This is a genomic window from Roseateles sp. P5_E4, assembly GCF_054049255.1.
Genome location: NZ_JBFUMS010000002.1, coordinates 522,518 through 539,474 on the forward strand (window position 1 = coordinate 522,518; position 16,957 = coordinate 539,474).

Below are 16,957 nucleotides of genomic sequence, written 5' to 3' on the forward strand. Positions count from 1 at the left end.
TGAAGTCAGGCCGCAGCCTTAGTTGCGCGTGAGGCCGCGACGCCTAGGGCCGCCTCGATGCCTTCCGGGGAGACCAAGCCATGGTATTGCCGCTGCAATTCCTCAAACACCGAGTGATTCACGTCCCCGACGAGGAGGCGTGACGCCGTCGCGAACACCGAGCGCCTTTCGCCATCGGGGCCGAGGAACTCATCCTCCGAGCCCTTCTTGACGGCCACGGCCATTCGCGAACGCAGCTCCGCCAGGTCGCGGTTGGACCAGTTGCTGACGATCGCCTCCAGTTGCGACAGCGCGGTCGCCACGATGTGCACGGGCATCTCCGAGAGGGCCGCTGCACCTTGCCGGGCCAGTTGGTGTTCCACGTAGCCCAGGTGCCGCATCACCCGCCGCGTCGACGGATGCTGGCCCAGCAATTCGGCGAGGGCCCGTGCCAGCGCCTCCGCTTCTGCGGCTGCCGATTTCGACAATGGCAGCTGGACCGGCGAGGCCGGCTGGCGGGGACGCCGGCGCGCGATCCGGCGCAGCGCGGCCCACAGCGCGGCAGTGAAATTCCGGCTCAGCGGGCCGCGACGCCGATCCGGCCGGCGGGAGGAGGAAGGTTTGGACATGGTTCCCTTTACTTCATGGGACGCACGACAAATTGGTCAGGCCGAATTCGATCATGCGGAGGGTGGCCTGACCAGAGAACTATTTAACGGTGACGGGCCGATGAAGCCGGCCGGCCACCGCCGGACGGCCGAAGGACAGGTAGCGCCGTGCTACCGCGAGGCACGGCGTCGCGATGCGGGGCGCTCACCGCGCCCGGGAGTGCCCAGGAACCGACAGTGCCCGGCTCCGCGCTGCGCGAAGCGCAGGGCGAAGACCTGCTGGAGAAGGAGCCGATGGATTTCGAGACTGCATCCGCTCTTGTGGAGGGGCTGAACCAGCTTGACGTCGAGCTTCGAGCCCTCTCAGCATCGACGGACTGGCCCAAGCGACTATCCCAGCTCAGGGGCAGGCCGCGCCTGCCGCTTGGGCGGATCAACGAGTGGCATCCGGGCCGGCTTGCCGTTGTAAATAGCAACTGCACCCTGGATCCGGGGGGCTGGCGCAGCTGCAGGCTTCATCGAAACTCCTGCGCGAAAGAGCCACGCCAGGGAGGGATCAGATGGCTATCGATTTCGCACTGCAGCGGCCCTGTACGGCCCGGCGGTACACGCCAGAGGTCAAGCTGCGGTCCATGGTCAGGCACCGCGGCATTGCGGAATTCGCGATCGCCCAGTTCCGCGAGAAATTTCCCCACGCCGACAGCGAGACGCTGACCAGCAAATGCACGGTCGAGATCACCGTCAAGAGCCCGGACGGGACGGCCAAGCAGACACAGGTGACGGTCGGGCAACTGCTGGACATGATTGCGCCGCTCAGCGAGCTGGATGGCGAATGCAAGGGTTGCCCGGCCAACCTGTCGGGCCGGGCCTTCGGCTGCATCGGCAAGGTGGACTACCCCATCCGCAAGGAGGCCGAGGACTGGCTGCTCGCGCGCCTGCCCGATGACGGCAAGGACGCCAACCTGGCCCTGCTTCTCAAATACCTCGCCGACCTCGGCATCGACGGCGCCCCCGTCGAGGCTCAGCGAGCCAAGCCGCGCGTGTTCGAACGCAAGGAGGCCGCCGTCAGGAAATGGGGCGGCTGGCTGGGCCCCAAGATGCAGATCACGTCCAGCCAGCTGCTGCAGATGCTGGCCTTCAGTGAGTCCATCGGCCCCGAGCAGGCCCAGCTCTACAGCCGGCTGCTCGGCTTGACCAAGCTGGGCTCGGAGCCGGGGGAAGCATCCGACGCGGTGGAGCAGTTCCGGGTCTTCCTGCGGGCGGTCAATCTGGCGGCGAGGTTGAATGCGAAGCTGGCTGTTGAAGCTTAGGGTTCCCGTTGAGCAAAGGCGGCTCCAGGCTGAGCTCGGTCGTTCGACCATGCCGCTCCCAGTGACTGCCGTTGCCAGGAGCGGTCGAACGACCTGGCCGGCAGCTTCGCCCCCGGAACCGGCCGTTGGGCCCGGCGTTCGCATTCGGACTGGTCGAGTGACCGCCATCTCGTCCCGCGACCGTCGCAGATCGACCTAAAGCGGAGTAGCACTAGGCAGATGGATCGATTCAAAGCTGGCGTTCAAGGTTCGAGCTGAGCGGGAGTCAGCGTCAGAGCGTCGGGCCCGACGGACGGAATATGTGCCAGCCCAGCCGGCGGGCTGGGCGACGTGCTGTTGGGCTATCCGCTTGAGCGAATATTTAAGCTGCGCCTTTGCGGCGGCCAACAGGCCGATTGATCGCTATTTTTGACGCCTGTTCATGAGTTGCTTCCCAGTCGATGCTGGGCGCCCTGGATTTGGCAGCTTCTTTTGGCATTGGAAACTCAAGGGCGTGCCATACATCTGCAAGCGGTAGGGAGCGCCAAATAGACAGGTAGCGATCAATCAGAAATACGCGCATCTCCCACTCGATACAGTCTAGGCGAAACCATATCTCACTCAACTTCCTGAGTTTGTCTGCCGAGAGTGGATTCGTGTCCTCGATTTCGAAGAGATAGACAACTTGAGAATCATCATCGATTAGGTACGCGTCTGGGATAATGCGATGTCGTAGAAGCAGAGGCCTAAGTTCCTCTGCGTCTAAGTTCCCGTTGACTCGTTTCATCGCGGCGCAAAGCGTTTTCGTGAACCCGCCGATCTTCATCCTGGGATCTAGCCCCAATAGCCACGCAGCGCCCAGCTTGCTGAACGTCAAGTTTGGATCGTCGAAAAGGTCCATCTGGCTCGATTGTGCAGCCGAACTATTGGTTTATCCAGCACGTTGTGCTGCAGAAATCCTGCGACTGCCGCTCAACAAGTCCATGTGAATAAATCTTTGAGCGGCAAAGACAATTTGCGCGTCATGCCGGTTGTCCCGCCATCAAATTGATGCGGAAGGCGGTATCCTTCGACGCGACTCTGCCAGCCGGTGGAACGCCGCGCAACGGTGGAATTTCCCGCTAGGGATCTATATGCCCAGGCAGCCCGCCGGCCGCCGGATGGCTGCCAGTGATAGACAACCGCTGCTGGCCGGAAGCGGCTTGCCAGCATGCACAAGCTGACCGGCAGCAACCGCTGCAGAGCCACCCCTCGCAACCGCAACGGCAGCTTCAGGCTGATCTGAGACATTGGCGCTTCAGTCCCTGGATGGCGGCAAGCGCCGACGCTGGTCACTACGCGACGCTGTTGGGGACCGGCGGCTCTACCAGCGGGACCGGTCACTCGACCGCCGGGGCAGTCCGCGCACCGGCTCGAACGACGATTTCAGCGCGCGGAACCGGTCGGATGACAACCTGTTGCAGCGTAGGCCCGTGCGTCGGGAGTGTCAGCGATGTGCCCTTAGCCAAAATTGGCCAAGCTACGGCAATTTGCTGGGAGCAAAATCTCCAAGTCCGTTCGGCAGCGCAACTGTGCTGAGGATGCTTGAATCAGCCTAGATGAAGTACAACGGTGCAGTGTTGCGACTTAGTCGTCGCCTCGACGCAAACCTGCGGTTCCATTTGATGAACGTACGGTTGGACGCTCCTCTTGAATACTTTTCAACTCCGGAGTTTTTATGTCTCGTGCTGTCCTTTGCTTTGAGGGTGCAAAAGATGCTGCGTTATATTTTGACCAAGTGCTACTGGCCGGACTGGATGAGCGAAATGAAGGAGGCTTATATTTAGGCAACGATGAAATCCCTCATGGCGCGCTCATTTCCATTGCAATGAATTTGCGGTGGAGAAAGAAGTGGGGATTTCATACCTATGGGTACGAGGAGCTTGATCAGCACTACGTCCCGGTGGTAAGTAGATCGCTCGAATTTTCAAAGGCATTGAGACGAGCGAATCGGGACTTGCTTGGTTATCCGGACTTCATTAAACCTGTCTCGATTGCAAGCTCATATCTAAGCAATGCGTACATCGAGGCACTAGGCCGGCCCCAAGATTTCCTGGCAGGTTATGCAGCTACTCTTGGGCTGCCACAGACAAGCCTGATGCTACCTAGTCAATCTTTCGGGGCGCTATCAGGCGGGAGCGACGAGCCGATAGTAACTTTTGCCAAACTGAAGCTCATTGATACTGACAAGGCCGCATGGGAACAAATTCTTGAATTGCGTAATGACGAGAATTCCCGGAGAAAGCTGCAGCGCTTGCGTGCATTTCTTGACTCAACGTACGCAAATAAATCGATTTCTTTCATTGAAGATGACATTTGCCGAAGACTCGATGACTATGACATGGCCAGAAAAAAGCATGGCTTTGAAGTGGTTGTTGGCAGTCTTTCTGCCATTGTAGACGCTAAGGCAATGCAGGCAACTGCTGCAGCTGGGATTTGCGCCGCTTTCCTTGTTGATGCAGAGGTCGCGCTGACAGCGACTTTTTTTGTTGAGTTAGCCCAATTTTCCTTGCATCTTGCACGGCGCAGCAAAGAGGGCTCAGATTGGTCTCAAACGCACGATCTTGCTTATATTTTTGAGGCCAAAAGAGCGATCGATTTTGATTCAAATACCTAGTTGCTTCTCTTTATTCTAAAACAATCAATTTGATCGACTATCAGAATCCCCTGATAGCTGCTAATCATCGACTCGTCAGACCTAACTCCAAGCGGCAGTCTTAAGAATAGGAATTTTTGGTGCAATTGGTCGAATTCGCACGGTGCTGTCGCTCGTCGTCGATAACGAGCTACTGATTTGGGTCGAGATCACCCATTTGGCCGGTCGCGCAGCAGACATTCGCGGCTGTGTGACGCGGCAAACGATGGGCAGACCGCCTGGACGGCTGCTTCACCCTCCGACAGCGTTCATCGCTGCTGGTGCGACGCCAGGCAAGCCGATGACGGCTTCATGTCCCTGACTGTGAAGCTGGCGACCTGCTGCGGAAGACTGCAATCGCTGCAATGCGGCGGTCCATTGCGAGCCGAATCCCGCTCAACCCATCGCCTCCAGATACGCAATCCGCCGAATCGGCGTGAACAACGCCCCTAACGCAACCACCCCCAGCAGGCACAACGCCGCCGCCGTGAACAGCTGCGTCACGTCCAGCACCCGCAGCGCCGCCCCGGCTGCCGCCGCAGCCAGCGGTGCCAGCCCCATGACGATGAACATGAACAGCGCCATCGAGCGGCCCAGCATCTCCGGCGGGATGCGCTTTTGCAGCCAGCTGTAGACCGCGACCTGCACAAAGCCGCCCAAGGCGCCGAGCGGCAACAGCAGCAACGCGCCCTGCCAGGCCGCATGCACATGGCCGAAGGCGAGGAAGACGCAGCCGGCGACGGTGTCGATCAGCAGCACCGTGCCGCCCAGCGTGCTCAATCGCCAGTGCGGTTTCAGCCCCGACACCGCCATGCCGGCCAGCGCGCCCAGGCCGTGCACGGCCAGCATTGCGCCCAAGCCCGCGGCGCCACCGGGCAGACGCTCGGCAGCCAGCACCGGCAACGCGACCTGGATGGGCCCGCCGACGAAGAAGGCGATGGCCGCGAAGTACATGAAGAGGGCACGCAGCTCGCGGTCCTGCCAGCAGCTCTTCAGCGACTCGGCAATGGCCGCGAAGACGGGTTGAGGCGGCCTGGACTCGGCCGGCGCCACCCGCACGCGCGACAGCGTCCAGGCCGAGATGGCAAAGCTCAGCGCATCGAAGCCAAAGGCCAGTGCCAGGCCGTGGCCGCTCAGCGCCGGTGCGCTGCCCGCCGTCACCAGCAGGCCGGCCAGCACCGGCCCGAGCAGCAGCACCAGCTGGCGCGCGCCCATCAGCACGCCGTTGGCCGGCTGGATCAGCGTGGCCGGCACGGTCTGCGGCAGGATGGTGCTGCCTGCCGGATAGCTGAAGGCAGTCGCCAGGCCGATGGCCAGCGTCAGGCCATAGACCCAGGGCAGCGTGACTGCGCCCGTGGCGGTCAGCGCGGCCAGCAGGCCGAGCAGCGCGAAGTTGATCCACTTGGTCAGCAGCAGCACGGCCTTGGGCGAGTGGCGGTCCACCAGCGCGCCGCCAACCAGGATGAAGATGGCGCGCGGCAGGCTGCCCAGGGCCAGCACGGTGCCCAGCACCAGCGGGTCGCGGCTCAGGCCCATGACGAGCCAGGGCAGGGCCAGCAGCGTGAACTGGTCGCCCAGCATGGACAGCAGGCCGCCGCCGATGATCCAGCGGAAATTGGCGTTGCGAAAGAGTTCGCGGCGCGGGTCGCTCATGACTGTTCCCCAAGGGGCAGTGTTTCTTTCGAGCGGCGCAGGTAGGCGATCAGTTCAGGCGTCACACCGGACTGGCGCGCCAGTTCGGGCTCGGCGGCATACATGCGCTGCATGGTGTCCTTCATGCCGGGCGCCACTTCCAGGAACTGCTTCTGCAGCGCCAGCCAGCGCCGCACCAGGGCCTGGACCTCGGGCGCTGCCGGGTCGAGGCCGGCGTCCATCGCCGCGCGAGCTTCCTTGATCAGCTGCGGCCATTCCAGCTCGACGGCGTCGCGCTCCGGCTCGGGGATGGCTTCCCATTGCCGGCGCATGGCGCGCAGCTGCTCCGGGCTGAACCAGCGCTCGTGCACGCGCCGGATGGCCATGGCGTCCAGCAGCACCTGCACCGCATCGCCGCCATCGCCCTGCAGTTCCAGCCGCTTGGCAGCATTGCGCAGCGTCAGCAGCAGGCTCTCCTGCGCCTGCAGCTGAGCCTCGACCTGTTCGATCTGGGCCTGCAGCACGTCAGCCAGCGGTTGCGGCGCCTCGCCGTCCAGCAGCGGCGCGATGGCCTTCAGCGACAGGCCGGCGTCGCGCAGCGCCAGCACCCGGTGCAGGCGCAGCACGTCGGCTTCGCCGTAGCGGCGGTAGCCAGCCTCACTGCGGCCCGAGGGGCGCAGCAAGCCGAGTTCTTCGTAATGGTGCAGGGTGCGCACCGTCAAGCCGGCCCGTTTGGCCAGCTCTCCCACCGTGTAGTCCATATCCAGGCTCGTGCATGAAACGGGCCGGATGATGAAGCCTCACGTGACGTGAGGGTCAAGCGCCGCGCCATCGCGAGGCGTGGTGTCGCGATGCGGGGCGCTCAGGCCCAGACCTGGGGCGAATACTGATTGAAGACGCCGTTTGACCGTGAAGTTCTTGGCATTTCGAGCTGGCATGGGGTTTGCACTATGGCTTGTGCCGAGGCGACTGGCCTCGGGGAACCTAAGGAGTACCTCACCATGAAGACCTGGACGAATCTGCGACCCCTCACCCTGTCGGCCGCTCTGCTCGCAACCATGACGCTGATCGCGCCCGCGAGTGCCCAGGAACCCACCGTCCCCGCCATGACCGGCCGCGCCATGCTGCGCGACGCACGAGGCGAATTTCTGCTGGACGATGGCCGCACGCTGAAGGTCCATGTCGGCGTGCGCAGTCTGGGCGTCAGCCTCGACGAGAGCCCGCTGGAGACCTGGCGCGCCGAGAACACCGAGCTGCTCGTCAGCCCCGACGGCTTGCGTCGCGTGCGCCTGTTCCGCAACGTCGACGGCAGCGTCGATCGCATCGCATTCGAGACCGACCGGATGCGCTGAGACGGCAAGTTATCCCAAGCCGGCGCGCGCTCGCGGAGTGCGCCGGCTTCGGCGGCATCTCTTCTCCATTCAGCGACGAGGCTGGCCGTCCATCCACGCGGCGCGGATCTCGCGCCCGCAGTTCACCGAAGCCACCGCCGGCTTGTCGCTGGGGTCGTCGCCCAGGGCGCCACGGCGCTGCTCGCGAGCGACGATGCCGTAGAAGCGCTGGTCGGCGCTGATCCACGGATAGAAGCCGAAGGCGCCCGGGCTGCTGAAGGCACCGTCACCGACCTGCGGGTCGTCCTCCACCCAGTGGCCGAGGCTGTAGTGCCAGCTCTCCGTCGCAGGGATGGGCGTCTTCACGGCATCGCTCGGGCAGACCTGTGGGTTGGTGCAGACGGCCTCCTTGCCCAGCAAGCGGCCGAGTTGCAGCTGGCCGCCCAGCAGGGCGCGCAGCAGGCGGCTGTAGTCGGCCGCGCTGGTCTGGCCGCCGCCGGCCGGCATGGCCTGGCTGTAGCTGAAGGACCAGTCTGTGCCGAGCGTGGGTGCGAGCGACTGCCGCACCGCGAGGGCCAGACCCTCCGGGCCCAGCGAGCCCAGGCCCATCAGGATGGCGTGCTGCTGCATGTGGCCGCCGTTGTAGTCGAAGCGGTTTTCGGTGGCCGGATTGAGGCGACCGCGGCCGTTGATGAGGCTTTGCTGGCAGGCCGCCACGCTCTGGTTCTGGCGGCACACGTGGTAGTAGGTGTAGCCGGACTGGAAGTGCAGGAACTTGACGTCCTCGGCACTGAGCTGGCCCTGGCGGCGCTCGGCCACGAAGGCGGCGTAGACCCATTTGGAGGCAGACGCGATGGCCATCTCGGTGTGGCGCTCGGGGCCGTTTTCGCCGGCCTTGCCGCCGGCCAGCGGCTGGGTGGCGTTGCCGATCTCCCAATAGAAGGGCTGGGCGGCCACGCAGGCCGCGGACTTCTCGGCCGTCAACCGTGCGGCGCCGGCGCGCTGCAGTGGCGTTGGTTCGGCTTGAGCAATGAGCGGGGCGGCAATCAGCAGGGTGAGCAGGGTGAAGGCGGCGTGGCGCATGGCGATCTCCGTTTGAGGTGGGGCCATGCTGCCCAGCCGTGGCCACGCAAAGGTTGCCGCGCGGGTTGCAGTGCTTGCAGGGCCTGACGGCGGGCGCGGCTTGCAACGGTTTGTCATTGTTTTCCGGCAAGGTGGGGCGCGGGCTTCTCCCTAACATCCCCCTATGAGCCGCATCCTGATCGCCGACGACGAGGCCGAGTTGCGCGGCCTGCTGCAGCGCTACCTGACCGAGCAGGGGCACAGCGTGCGCGCCGTGCCCGATGCCGCCACCGCCGCGCAGCTGCTGGCGCGCGAACGCTTCGACGTGCTGGTGCTGGATTTGATGATGCCGGGCGAGGACGGCCTGTCGCTGTGCCGCCGCTTGCGCGGCCAGGGCGAGACCATTCCCATCCTGATGCTGACGGCGCGCGGTGACCTCGTCGACCGCGTGCTGGGCCTGGAGATGGGCGCCGACGACTACCTGGCCAAGCCCTTCGCCCCGCGTGAGCTGCTGGCGCGCATCCAGGCGATGGTGCGTCGCCAGCAGCAGCTCGGTGCCCACCTCGGCCCTGCGGGCGAGGAAGCGGTGCGCTTCGGTGACTTCACCCTCTACCCCACGCAGCGCCGGCTGGAGCGCGCTGGCGCGGCGGTGGAGATCAGCACCGTGGAGTTCCAGCTGCTGCGCGCGCTGGCCAGCCAGCCCAACCGGCCGCTGGGCCGCGAGAAGCTGCTGGCCCTGGCGCATGGCGACGAGCACGGCGTCAGCGACCGCAGCCTGGACGTGCAGGTCATGCGGCTGCGCCGCCTTGTCGAAGCCGACCCGAGCACACCGCGCCACATCCAGACTGTGTGGGGCCTGGGCTACGTCTTTATTCCTGAGCCGGGCGCGCGATGAAGTTCGGCCTGTCCACGCTGTTCGGCCGCAACCTGTGGCTCATCGTCTGCCTGATCGTGCTGGGCCAGTTGGTCAATGCGCTTGCTTATGCGCAGTTCGTCGCCCGGCCGCGCCTGCAGCAGTCGGCCGAGGCGACCGCGCGCAGCCTGCAGGCCGTCGCCGAAGGCATGCGCCTGTTGCCCGAGGCCGAGCGCGCCGGCTTCGTGGATCGCTTCAATGCGCGCGCCGGCTCGGGCCAGCAGCAGCGCTTGCTCGACCGGCCGACCTGGGTGGAGCGCGGCTTCCTGGCCGAACTGGCGATGCAACTGGGCCTGGAGCGCGGCGAGCTGCCGTGGCGGCGCGAAGCCAACGGCCTCATCGCGGTGCAACTGCCTGGCGCGCCGGCCTGGCTGGTGCTGCCTGCCGTGCAGCCGGCCCACCATTTCGCGCGCACCTGGCTGATCGCCAGCGGCGTCAGCGCCGTGCTGGCCTTGCTCGGCGCCTGGTTGATCCAGCGCCGCATCAACCGCCCGCTGGCCCGCCTCGTCGACGCGGCCCGGGCGGTCGGTGCCGGCCAGCGCCGCTTGCTGCTGCCCACTGACGGCCCGGCCGAGACCGCGGCGCTGGCGCGCGGCTTCAACGACATGGCCGAGGCCCTGGCGCGCGACGAGGAGGAGCGATTGCTGATGCTGGCCGGTTTGTCGCATGACCTGCGCACGCCGCTGGCAAAGATTCGCCTCGCTAGCGAGTTGCTGCGTGGTTCTTTCGATCGGGCGGGCCAAGGGGACAGGGAATTGCTCGACACGCTGGACCGCAGCCTCCACGGCCTGGACGGGCTGCTGACCCAGTTCCTCGACTACGCGCGCGCCGCCCACCCCGCCGAGCAGGAGCTGCCGGCCGTGGACGTCGAGCTGCGCGAATTCCTGGCCGAGACGCTGGCCCTGGCGCCGGGCCTGCCGCAACCGCTGCTGGCCAACGGGCAGGCAGTGCATCGGCGCGCACGGCCGCAGGCGTTGCGCCGCCTCGTCCTCAACCTCATCGCCAATGCGCAGAACCATGGCGCGCCACCCATCGAGCTGGCCTGCGGTGAATACGCCGGTGCCGCCTGGATCGAGGTGCGCGACCGCGGCCCGGGCATCGCGCCGGCCCGGGTCGACGATCTCAAGCGCCCCTTTCAGCGCGGCGACACGGCGCGCGGCGGCAAGCCCGGCTCGGGCCTGGGCCTGGCCATCGTCGAGCGCATCGCGCGGGCCGAGGGCGCCGAGCTCAGGTTGATGCCACGCGATGGTGGCGGCCTCATTGCCCGTGTCAGCTGGTCTGGATCGTGACGAAGCAGTATTCGAGCAGTCGCCAGTGCTGAGTTCAGCTCGCGTTGATCGTCACCGTCACGTTGCCCGTGCTCGTCTGGCCGAGGTTGTCCTTCAGCGTGATGACGAGGTTGGTGCGGCCGGCTACCGGGTTGGCCCAGTTCAGGGCGAGGCCGCTGCTGGTGGCCGAGAAGCTCATGCCGCTGGCGGCGCCGCTGATGCTGATGCTCAGCGAGCTCGCGCCCGGCGCCGAGTAGCCGATGGTGGCGGCGAGAGCCTTGCCGGCCGTGCCGCTCAGGCTGGTGGTCGTCAGCGTGGGGCCGCTGCTGGTCGTCGGCGTGGGGGTGGTCGTCGAGGTCGTGACGCTGGCGCCGCTGAGGCTGATCAGCAGGGCGCTGACGTTGGGCGTGCCCCAGCCGGTGGGCGTGTCATAGCCGGCCTTGGCGGCGCAGCTCGTGCATGTGCCGTTGCTGCCGCTGGCCACGTCCTTGAAGGCGGCGGCGTACTGCGTCGGCACGGCGCCGATCTGCTGGTAGAGGGCGGCATGAGGCTGGCCGAGCAGGGCCTTGCTGGCGGCGGCGCGCATCGCGTTGGCCACGGCCAGCAGGCCGGCCCATTGCGGCGTGGCCAGGCTGGTGCCACCGGCGCTGACCCAGCGCGTCGTCGTCGTGCCCTGTGCAATCAGCGCCACGTACTGGCCGGAGTTGGGGTCGGCGTTGAAGGCGACGTCGGCGACGGCGCGCTTGGCGTAGCCGCCGATGGTGCCGCTCTGGTAGCTGGGCAGGGCCACATAGGCGCTGGTGCCGCCGCCGGTGCCGGTCCAGGTGGTTTCGCTGCGCGCACCGCTGCTGTAGCTCAGCGTGGTGCCGCCGACGGCCACGACGCGGGTCGACACCGAAGGCCAGGACACGGCCGCGCCGTTGTCACCGGTGGCGGCCAGGTAACTCATGCCGGCGGTGGTGAAGGCGCTGTCATAGCTCGACGTCCAGCTGCCCTCGGCGGCGCCGAAGCTCATGGACACGACGCCAGCGCCCATCTTGTTGGCCAGGGCCACGGCCTTGGACAGGCTGCCGACGCCGGCGTCCGGCGCTTCGATGAGGACGAGGCGCGCCAGCGGTGCCGTCGCGTGGGCCCATTGCACGTCCAGCGCGATCTCGGTGGCCCAGCCGCTGTCATAGGCGGGCGCCGTGGCGGTCAGGGCGCCGGCGGTCGTGCTGTAGGCAATGACCAGCTCGCAGCTGGACGCGGAGGCTTTGGCCAGCGGCAGGCTGGCGTTGGCCGCCAGGGTGCGCGAGCTGCAGGTCGGCAGCGCGAACTTGGTGTTGAAGGCGGCCAGTTCGGCGGCGATGTTGGGGTCGTGCTTGGCGTTGACGATGTAGATGGTCTGGCCGGCGCCGAGCTGGGCGGCCTGGGCTGCGGTCAGGCCGGCGGTGCTGGCGGGCAGGGCCGGCTGCGCGTAGGCGGCGCGGATCTGTGCCGGCGTATAGGTCGTCACCGCAGTGGACGTCGCCATCGGGGCGGCTTCGCCTGCACCCGCCGCGAAGGCGCGAGGCCGCATGGCGTCGTCCAGGCGGTCGCGCGTCAGGCCTTGGGTGGCGACGCCGGCCAGGGCGTGGCTGCGGTGGGGTGCGGCACCGTTGTCGGGTTCTTCGAGATCGACGGCGGCGGTGTGGAAGCTGGGCTGAGCCTCGACGCTGGCGGCGGCGCCATCGGCAAGATCAACGGTCAGGTTGATGACCGAGGCCGCCTCGCTGACCTGGACGGTCGGGCTGTCGCTGCTGCCACCGCCACAAGCGGTCAGCGCCGCGGCGGTCAGCAGGCTGAAGGTCCAGGAAGTCCAGGAGACAGGGCGGGTACTGCGCATGGCCGGGTTCTCGTACGAAGGAGGGCCACGCCGATCAAGACCTGCCGGTCTTGGCGGCCCCGCTGCCGTGGCGCTTGCGCGCTGTAGGCCGGTGGCTTTGCGTCCCCGCCTTTCGACGGGTTTGCCCTCTGGGTTGTGAAACAGGTTCAGTCTAGGCGCCGGGGTGCCGAGATACGGGGCCCGACAAAGGCGCTGCGTGACTTCTGACTCGGCGGGCAGCGCGAGCTTTCGATGCCGCCAGTCTGCGTTTCGTGAGTTACTGCCCTGTGGTTGCTTTGTGTCACGCAGGACACAAAAGCTCAGGCGGGCTGCGGCGGGTGCAGCGGGATCCAGACCGTGAAGCGCGTGCCGACGCCGGGTTGGGAATCCACTTCGATGCGGCCGCCGTGCTTTTGCACGATGGAAAAAGACAGGGACAGGCCCAGGCCCGTCCCTTGGCCGACGGGTTTGGTCGTGAAGAAGGGCTCGAAGATGCGCCGCTTGACCTCCTCGCTCATGCCGCTGCCCGTGTCTGCGATCTCGATGCGAACCCAGCCATCCTCGGCGCGCGTGGTCAGCGTGATCGTGCCGCGCTCCTTGATGGCATGGGCCGCATTGACGATCAGATTCATGAAGACCTGGTTGAGCTGCGCGGCGATGCAGTGCACCGGGGGCAGCACGGCATAGTCCTTGCGAACCTCGGCCTTGTACTTGACCTCGTTCATGACGACGTTGAGCGTCGAGTCCAGCCCGGCATTGAGGTCGGCGTCCTGCCAATCGGCATGGTCGACGCGCGAGAAGTCCTTGAGGTCCTGCACGATCTTCTTGACCCGCGACAGCCCCTCCTCGCTCTCGTCGAGCAACTGGGGCAGGTCCTCCTGCACGAAGCTCAGGTCGACGGCGGCATCCACCCGGTCCAGCTCTTCTCGCACATCGCCAGGCAGCGCGTCGGCCGGCGTCTTCCTCAGCAGTGCGAGCAACGCGAAGACAGGTTGGACATAGCCGCGCAGCGAGCCGAGGTTGGAGCTGACAAAGCCGATCGGGTTGTTGATTTCGTGGGCGACACCGGCGGCGAGCTGGCCGATGGAGGCCATCTTCTCGGCCTGCAGCAGCTGGTTCTGCGCTTCCTCAAGCCGGTTGTTGGTCTGCTTGATGCGCTCGTAGTTGAGCTCCAGCTCACGCTGCACGCGGCGCACCTCCGTGCGGTCCTGCAGCAGCCACCAGGTGCCCGCTGTCGGCTCCTCGGGATTGGACACGTAGGCAATGATCTGCACCCACAGCGTGTTGCCGGCCAGCGTGCAGACCTCCATCTCGTGCAGCAGCGAGCCGCCCCGCGACAGCACCGGGATGGCGATCTGGCTCAGCGCTTCGAAGTCTTCATCGCTCTTGAACAGGCGGCGCGTCGGCAGCCCATGGGGCGGGACGTCACCGAGTTCGAACATCTCGATGAACTTCTTGTTGCCGCGCTGGATCTGCTGATTGGCCGTCGCGATGATGCCTACCGACGCGTTCTCAAGAAAGGCTTCGAGTTCATGGTGGGTGCTCAGCAACTCGGCCGTGCGGTCCGCGATCATGTTCTCGAGTTCGTTGCGATGGCGGCGGAGTTCGTCCTCGGCCTGGCGCCGTCGCGTGATGTCCTGGAGTGTCTCGATGGCGCCGACGACTTCCCCGTGGGCATCGACCAGCGGGGCGGCCGTGAAGTAGAGCCAGCGCCCCTCCCGGCCGAAATTGGGGAAATAGCCCTCGACCTCGTAGGCGTTGGCGATGTGCGGCGAGGGTTGGCAGTGCCGGCCGTACAGGCGCTGGCGCTCCTGCTCGACATTGCCGTCCAGGATCAGGTCGACCAGCAGCGGCCTGGCTTCGGGGTAGAAGGCGCGCCAGGTGTCGTCGCGGCCCAGCATCTCGGAGGCGTCGCGGCCGGTGAGCTGGGCACAGGAGGCGTTCCAGTGCGTGACGCGGTGAGACTTGTCGATCACGAGCGTGGCCACCGGGTTGTTCTCGAGGATCTGGTAGAGCACGCGGCCGATGTCCAGCAGGCTGGTCTGCACGTGGCGGATGTCGCTGAGGTCCTGCCCGGTCAGCACCGCACAGGGTTGGCCGTCGAGCATGACGCGATGCGCCTTGACTTCCAGCACGCGCAGCGAGCCGCTGCCCGTCAGCGCCTCGATCTCGATCGCGGGCAGCTCGCCTTCCTCGGCCAGCGCCCGCTGGCCATAGCGCTGCAACTCATCGGCGAACTCGGGCGCTGCCCAGCCGTGCGGCGGCATCTGCTGCAGCGCCTCCAGCCCATAGCCCAGCAGGCGTTCCATCGCCGCGTTGGCGAACAGGATGCGGTCCGATCCATGCACCAGGACCGACGCACTGACGGCCTGCAGCGCGAGGCTGAAGTCGACCGTCAGTGCGGTCACCACTTCACCTCTTCATCCGGGTCCTCCAGGATGAACGAGCCGTCGCTGCCCCATTTCACATGGGTGATGCCGGGTTCGAGCCGCTCCAGGCGGCGCAGCTCCGCCTCTTGGGCGGTGAGCACGCCCATCTGCTGGCGCACCTGGTCAGCCAGGCGCTGGTTCTCCATCATCAGCTCGCGGATGCGCAACACCTGGCGCACGGCGCTGAGCAGGTCGAAGTCGGCCCAGGGCTTGGAGATGAAACGGGCGATCTCGGCCTCGTTGATGGCCGCCACCAGCGCGTTCAGGTCGGCATAGCCGGACAGGATGATGCGCCCGCAGTCGGGCTGCACCTGACGCAGTTCGCGCAGGAATTCCACGCCGGTCATGCCCGGCATGCGCTGATCGGAGATGGCCAGTGCGAAAGCGCACTCGCGCGCCCGCGCCAGAGCCACGGCGCCGTCGGTGAAGCTTTCAACGTCATAGCGCGCGCCGCCGGTGTCCTTCAGCCCGTTGCGCAGCAGGCGCTGCAGCGCGCTGAGGATGTGAGGCTCGTCGTCGACGAGCAGGATGCGTTCGCTCACGTCGCACCTCCTTCAGGCAGCTTCACGAAGACATGCAGCTTTGCGCCTTCACGGCCGGCGAATTCGCGCAGCTGCCTGACGACCCGGTTGTCGAAGACGAAACCCGCCGCCAGCAGCAGCGTGCCCTGCGGCGACAGCAGGTCGCGGGACAGCACCATGCCCGGCATCACTTCGTGAGGCTGCAGCTCCCGGTCACGCGGCTTCTCGGAGGGCTCGTCCTTGAGCGCCAGCTCGAAGGCCTCGACAACAGCCTTCTCGTAACGCGTGCCGGCACCGCCGAGGATCAGCGAATGCGCCTCGGCCGCCGAATGGCGCTTCAGCGACAGCCGGCCGGACTGTGCGGCGTAGTAGTCGCAAGCCACGCTCACCACCTGCGCGCCGAGCGGCACCTCGTCGCCGCTCAGCGCATCGGGGTAGCCCTTGCCGTCGATGCGTTCGTGGTGCGACCGCACCAGGCGCGCCACGCGTTGCAGCCGCCCGAGCGGCAGCAGCGCCGCCTCGCCATTGAGCGGGTAGCGACGGTACAGGGCGAGCTCATCGCTGGACATGGCCGAGAGCGGCTTGCGCAGCATCGTGTCCGGAAGGCCGATCTTGCCGACCTCATGCAGCAGGCCGGTGATGTAGATGTCTTCCTCTGCCGCTGCACCCAGGTTGAGCCGCCGCGCCGTGCGGCGAGCCAGGTCGGCCACCTCGCGTGAATAGCCCGCCATGCCACCACCACGCAGCTCGATCAGACCTGAGAACACGTTGATCGACAGCAGGAAGTTCTCCTGCAACTGCGCGAACGAGGTCTCCAGCATGGCGTTGACCTGTTCCAGCTCGCTGGTCCGCGCCTTGACCCGCGCCGCCAGGTCGGTGTTCAAGGCCTGCAGTTCGTCGTTCTGCCTTTGAGTCAGCAGCTGCAGCGCGCGGTTTTCCTTCTCCAGCCGGCGGCGCTCCAGGCCGTCCTGCACGCACATCACCAGCTCGCGGTCGTCCCAAGGCTTGGCGATATAGCGGTGGATCTGCCCGCGGTTGATGGCTGCGACGGTCGAGCCGATATCGGCATAACCCGTCAACAGGATGCGCCCGACGGTCGGCCAGCGCTGGTGGACCTGTTCGAGCAGCGCCGCGCCGTCCATCTCCGGCATGCGCATGTCGGACACGACGAGATCGACCGGCTCGGTCTCGAGCATGGCCAGTCCGGCCTTGGCGCTTTCGGCCAGCAACACCCGGTAACCCTGGGGCCGGAACAGCCGTCGCAGCGCACTGAGGATCGACACCTCGTCATCGACGAACAGCACGACCGGAGGGTCGGCAACTTTTGCATCCATCAAATCGCTCCCGCTGGCGGATGCGTCGCGCCATCGCCGTCCGTGGCGAGCGCGCCAGGGACGACCGCCGCTTT

General features: G+C 66.2%; 14 protein-coding genes and 1 riboswitch. Of the genes, 5 read left to right on the forward strand and 9 right to left on the reverse strand.

The features are described from left to right. Nucleotides 1-5: 5 nt before the first annotated feature. On the reverse strand, nt 6-608 hold the full coding sequence (locus ACXJLH_RS05120) for a hypothetical protein (RefSeq protein ID WP_457442737.1): 603 nt from the start codon (nt 606-608) through the stop codon (nt 6-8). Nucleotides 609-1,147: 539 nt separating this feature from the next. Here ACXJLH_RS05120 and ACXJLH_RS05125 point away from each other — a divergent pair. Continuing rightward, nucleotides 1,148-1,897, forward strand: coding sequence for a hypothetical protein (locus ACXJLH_RS05125; RefSeq protein ID WP_457442739.1), 750 nt, complete (start codon nt 1,148-1,150; stop codon nt 1,895-1,897). 361 nt (nt 1,898-2,258) lie between these two features. Here ACXJLH_RS05125 and ACXJLH_RS05130 read toward each other — a convergent pair whose 3' ends face one another. Beyond that, nucleotides 2,259-2,777 carry a hypothetical protein gene (locus ACXJLH_RS05130; RefSeq protein WP_457442741.1) on the reverse strand — a complete coding sequence of 173 codons (519 nt, stop codon included), beginning with the start codon at nt 2,775-2,777 and terminating at the stop codon, nt 2,259-2,261. A gap of 816 nt (nt 2,778-3,593) precedes the next feature. Here ACXJLH_RS05130 and ACXJLH_RS05135 point away from each other — a divergent pair. After that, nucleotides 3,594-4,532, forward strand: coding sequence for a hypothetical protein (locus tag ACXJLH_RS05135; RefSeq protein WP_457442743.1), 939 nt, complete (start codon nt 3,594-3,596; stop codon nt 4,530-4,532). 414 nt (nt 4,533-4,946) lie between these two features. Here the strand turns inward: ACXJLH_RS05135 and ACXJLH_RS05140 are convergent, their stop codons facing one another. Next, the gene (locus tag ACXJLH_RS05140) at nt 4,947-6,203 is read right to left on the reverse strand and encodes an MFS transporter (protein WP_457442745.1); all 1,257 of its coding nucleotides are present in this window, start codon (nt 6,201-6,203) and stop codon (nt 4,947-4,949) included. Further along, entirely contained in the window at nt 6,200-6,943 is a 744-nt protein-coding gene (locus ACXJLH_RS05145) for a MerR family transcriptional regulator (RefSeq protein ID WP_457321141.1), read from the reverse strand. The genes ACXJLH_RS05140 and ACXJLH_RS05145 overlap by 4 nt, the downstream gene beginning before the upstream one ends. 240 nt (nt 6,944-7,183) lie before the next feature. Between ACXJLH_RS05145 and ACXJLH_RS05150 the strand changes: the two genes are divergently transcribed. Further along, nucleotides 7,184-7,534 (forward strand): hypothetical protein, encoded by a 351-nt coding sequence (locus ACXJLH_RS05150; RefSeq protein WP_457442747.1) that lies wholly within the window; start codon nt 7,184-7,186, stop codon nt 7,532-7,534. Nucleotides 7,535-7,603: 69 nt separating this feature from the next. Here the strand turns inward: ACXJLH_RS05150 and ACXJLH_RS05155 are convergent, their stop codons facing one another. Beyond that, entirely contained in the window at nt 7,604-8,596 is a 993-nt protein-coding gene (locus ACXJLH_RS05155; RefSeq protein WP_457442749.1) for a hypothetical protein, read from the reverse strand. Nucleotides 8,597-8,759: 163 nt separating this feature from the next. Between ACXJLH_RS05155 and ACXJLH_RS05160 the strand changes: the two genes are divergently transcribed. Continuing rightward, the gene (locus ACXJLH_RS05160) at nt 8,760-9,470 is read left to right on the forward strand and encodes a response regulator (protein ID WP_457442751.1); all 711 of its coding nucleotides are present in this window, start codon (nt 8,760-8,762) and stop codon (nt 9,468-9,470) included. Beyond that, nucleotides 9,467-10,777: an ATP-binding protein gene (locus tag ACXJLH_RS05165; RefSeq protein WP_457442753.1), complete on the forward strand. Its 1,311-nt coding sequence runs from the start codon at nt 9,467-9,469 to the stop codon at nt 10,775-10,777. Before ACXJLH_RS05160 ends, ACXJLH_RS05165 begins: the two co-directional genes overlap by 4 nt. 34 nt (nt 10,778-10,811) lie before the next feature. On the opposite strand, the gene ACXJLH_RS05170 is transcribed toward ACXJLH_RS05165, so the two are convergent. The 4 genes from ACXJLH_RS05170 to ACXJLH_RS05185 form a co-directional block, all read right to left on the reverse strand. Next, nucleotides 10,812-12,620: a S53 family peptidase gene (locus ACXJLH_RS05170; protein WP_457442755.1), complete on the reverse strand. Its 1,809-nt coding sequence runs from the start codon at nt 12,618-12,620 to the stop codon at nt 10,812-10,814. Nucleotides 12,621-12,669: 49 nt separating this feature from the next. Further along, nucleotides 12,670-12,756: riboswitch (cyclic di-GMP riboswitch) on the reverse strand. 163 nt (nt 12,757-12,919) lie between these two features. Next, nucleotides 12,920-15,007 (reverse strand): ATP-binding protein, encoded by a 2,088-nt coding sequence (locus tag ACXJLH_RS05175; protein ID WP_457442757.1) that lies wholly within the window; start codon nt 15,005-15,007, stop codon nt 12,920-12,922. Next, nucleotides 15,004-15,570 (reverse strand): response regulator, encoded by a 567-nt coding sequence (locus ACXJLH_RS05180; RefSeq protein ID WP_457442759.1) that lies wholly within the window; start codon nt 15,568-15,570, stop codon nt 15,004-15,006. Before ACXJLH_RS05180 ends, ACXJLH_RS05175 begins: the two co-directional genes overlap by 4 nt. Beyond that, a complete protein-coding gene (locus ACXJLH_RS05185) occupies nt 15,567-16,883 on the reverse strand; it encodes an HD domain-containing phosphohydrolase (RefSeq protein WP_056194507.1) in 1,317 nt (438 codons plus the stop codon). Before ACXJLH_RS05185 ends, ACXJLH_RS05180 begins: the two co-directional genes overlap by 4 nt. Nucleotides 16,884-16,957 lie beyond the last annotated feature (74 nt).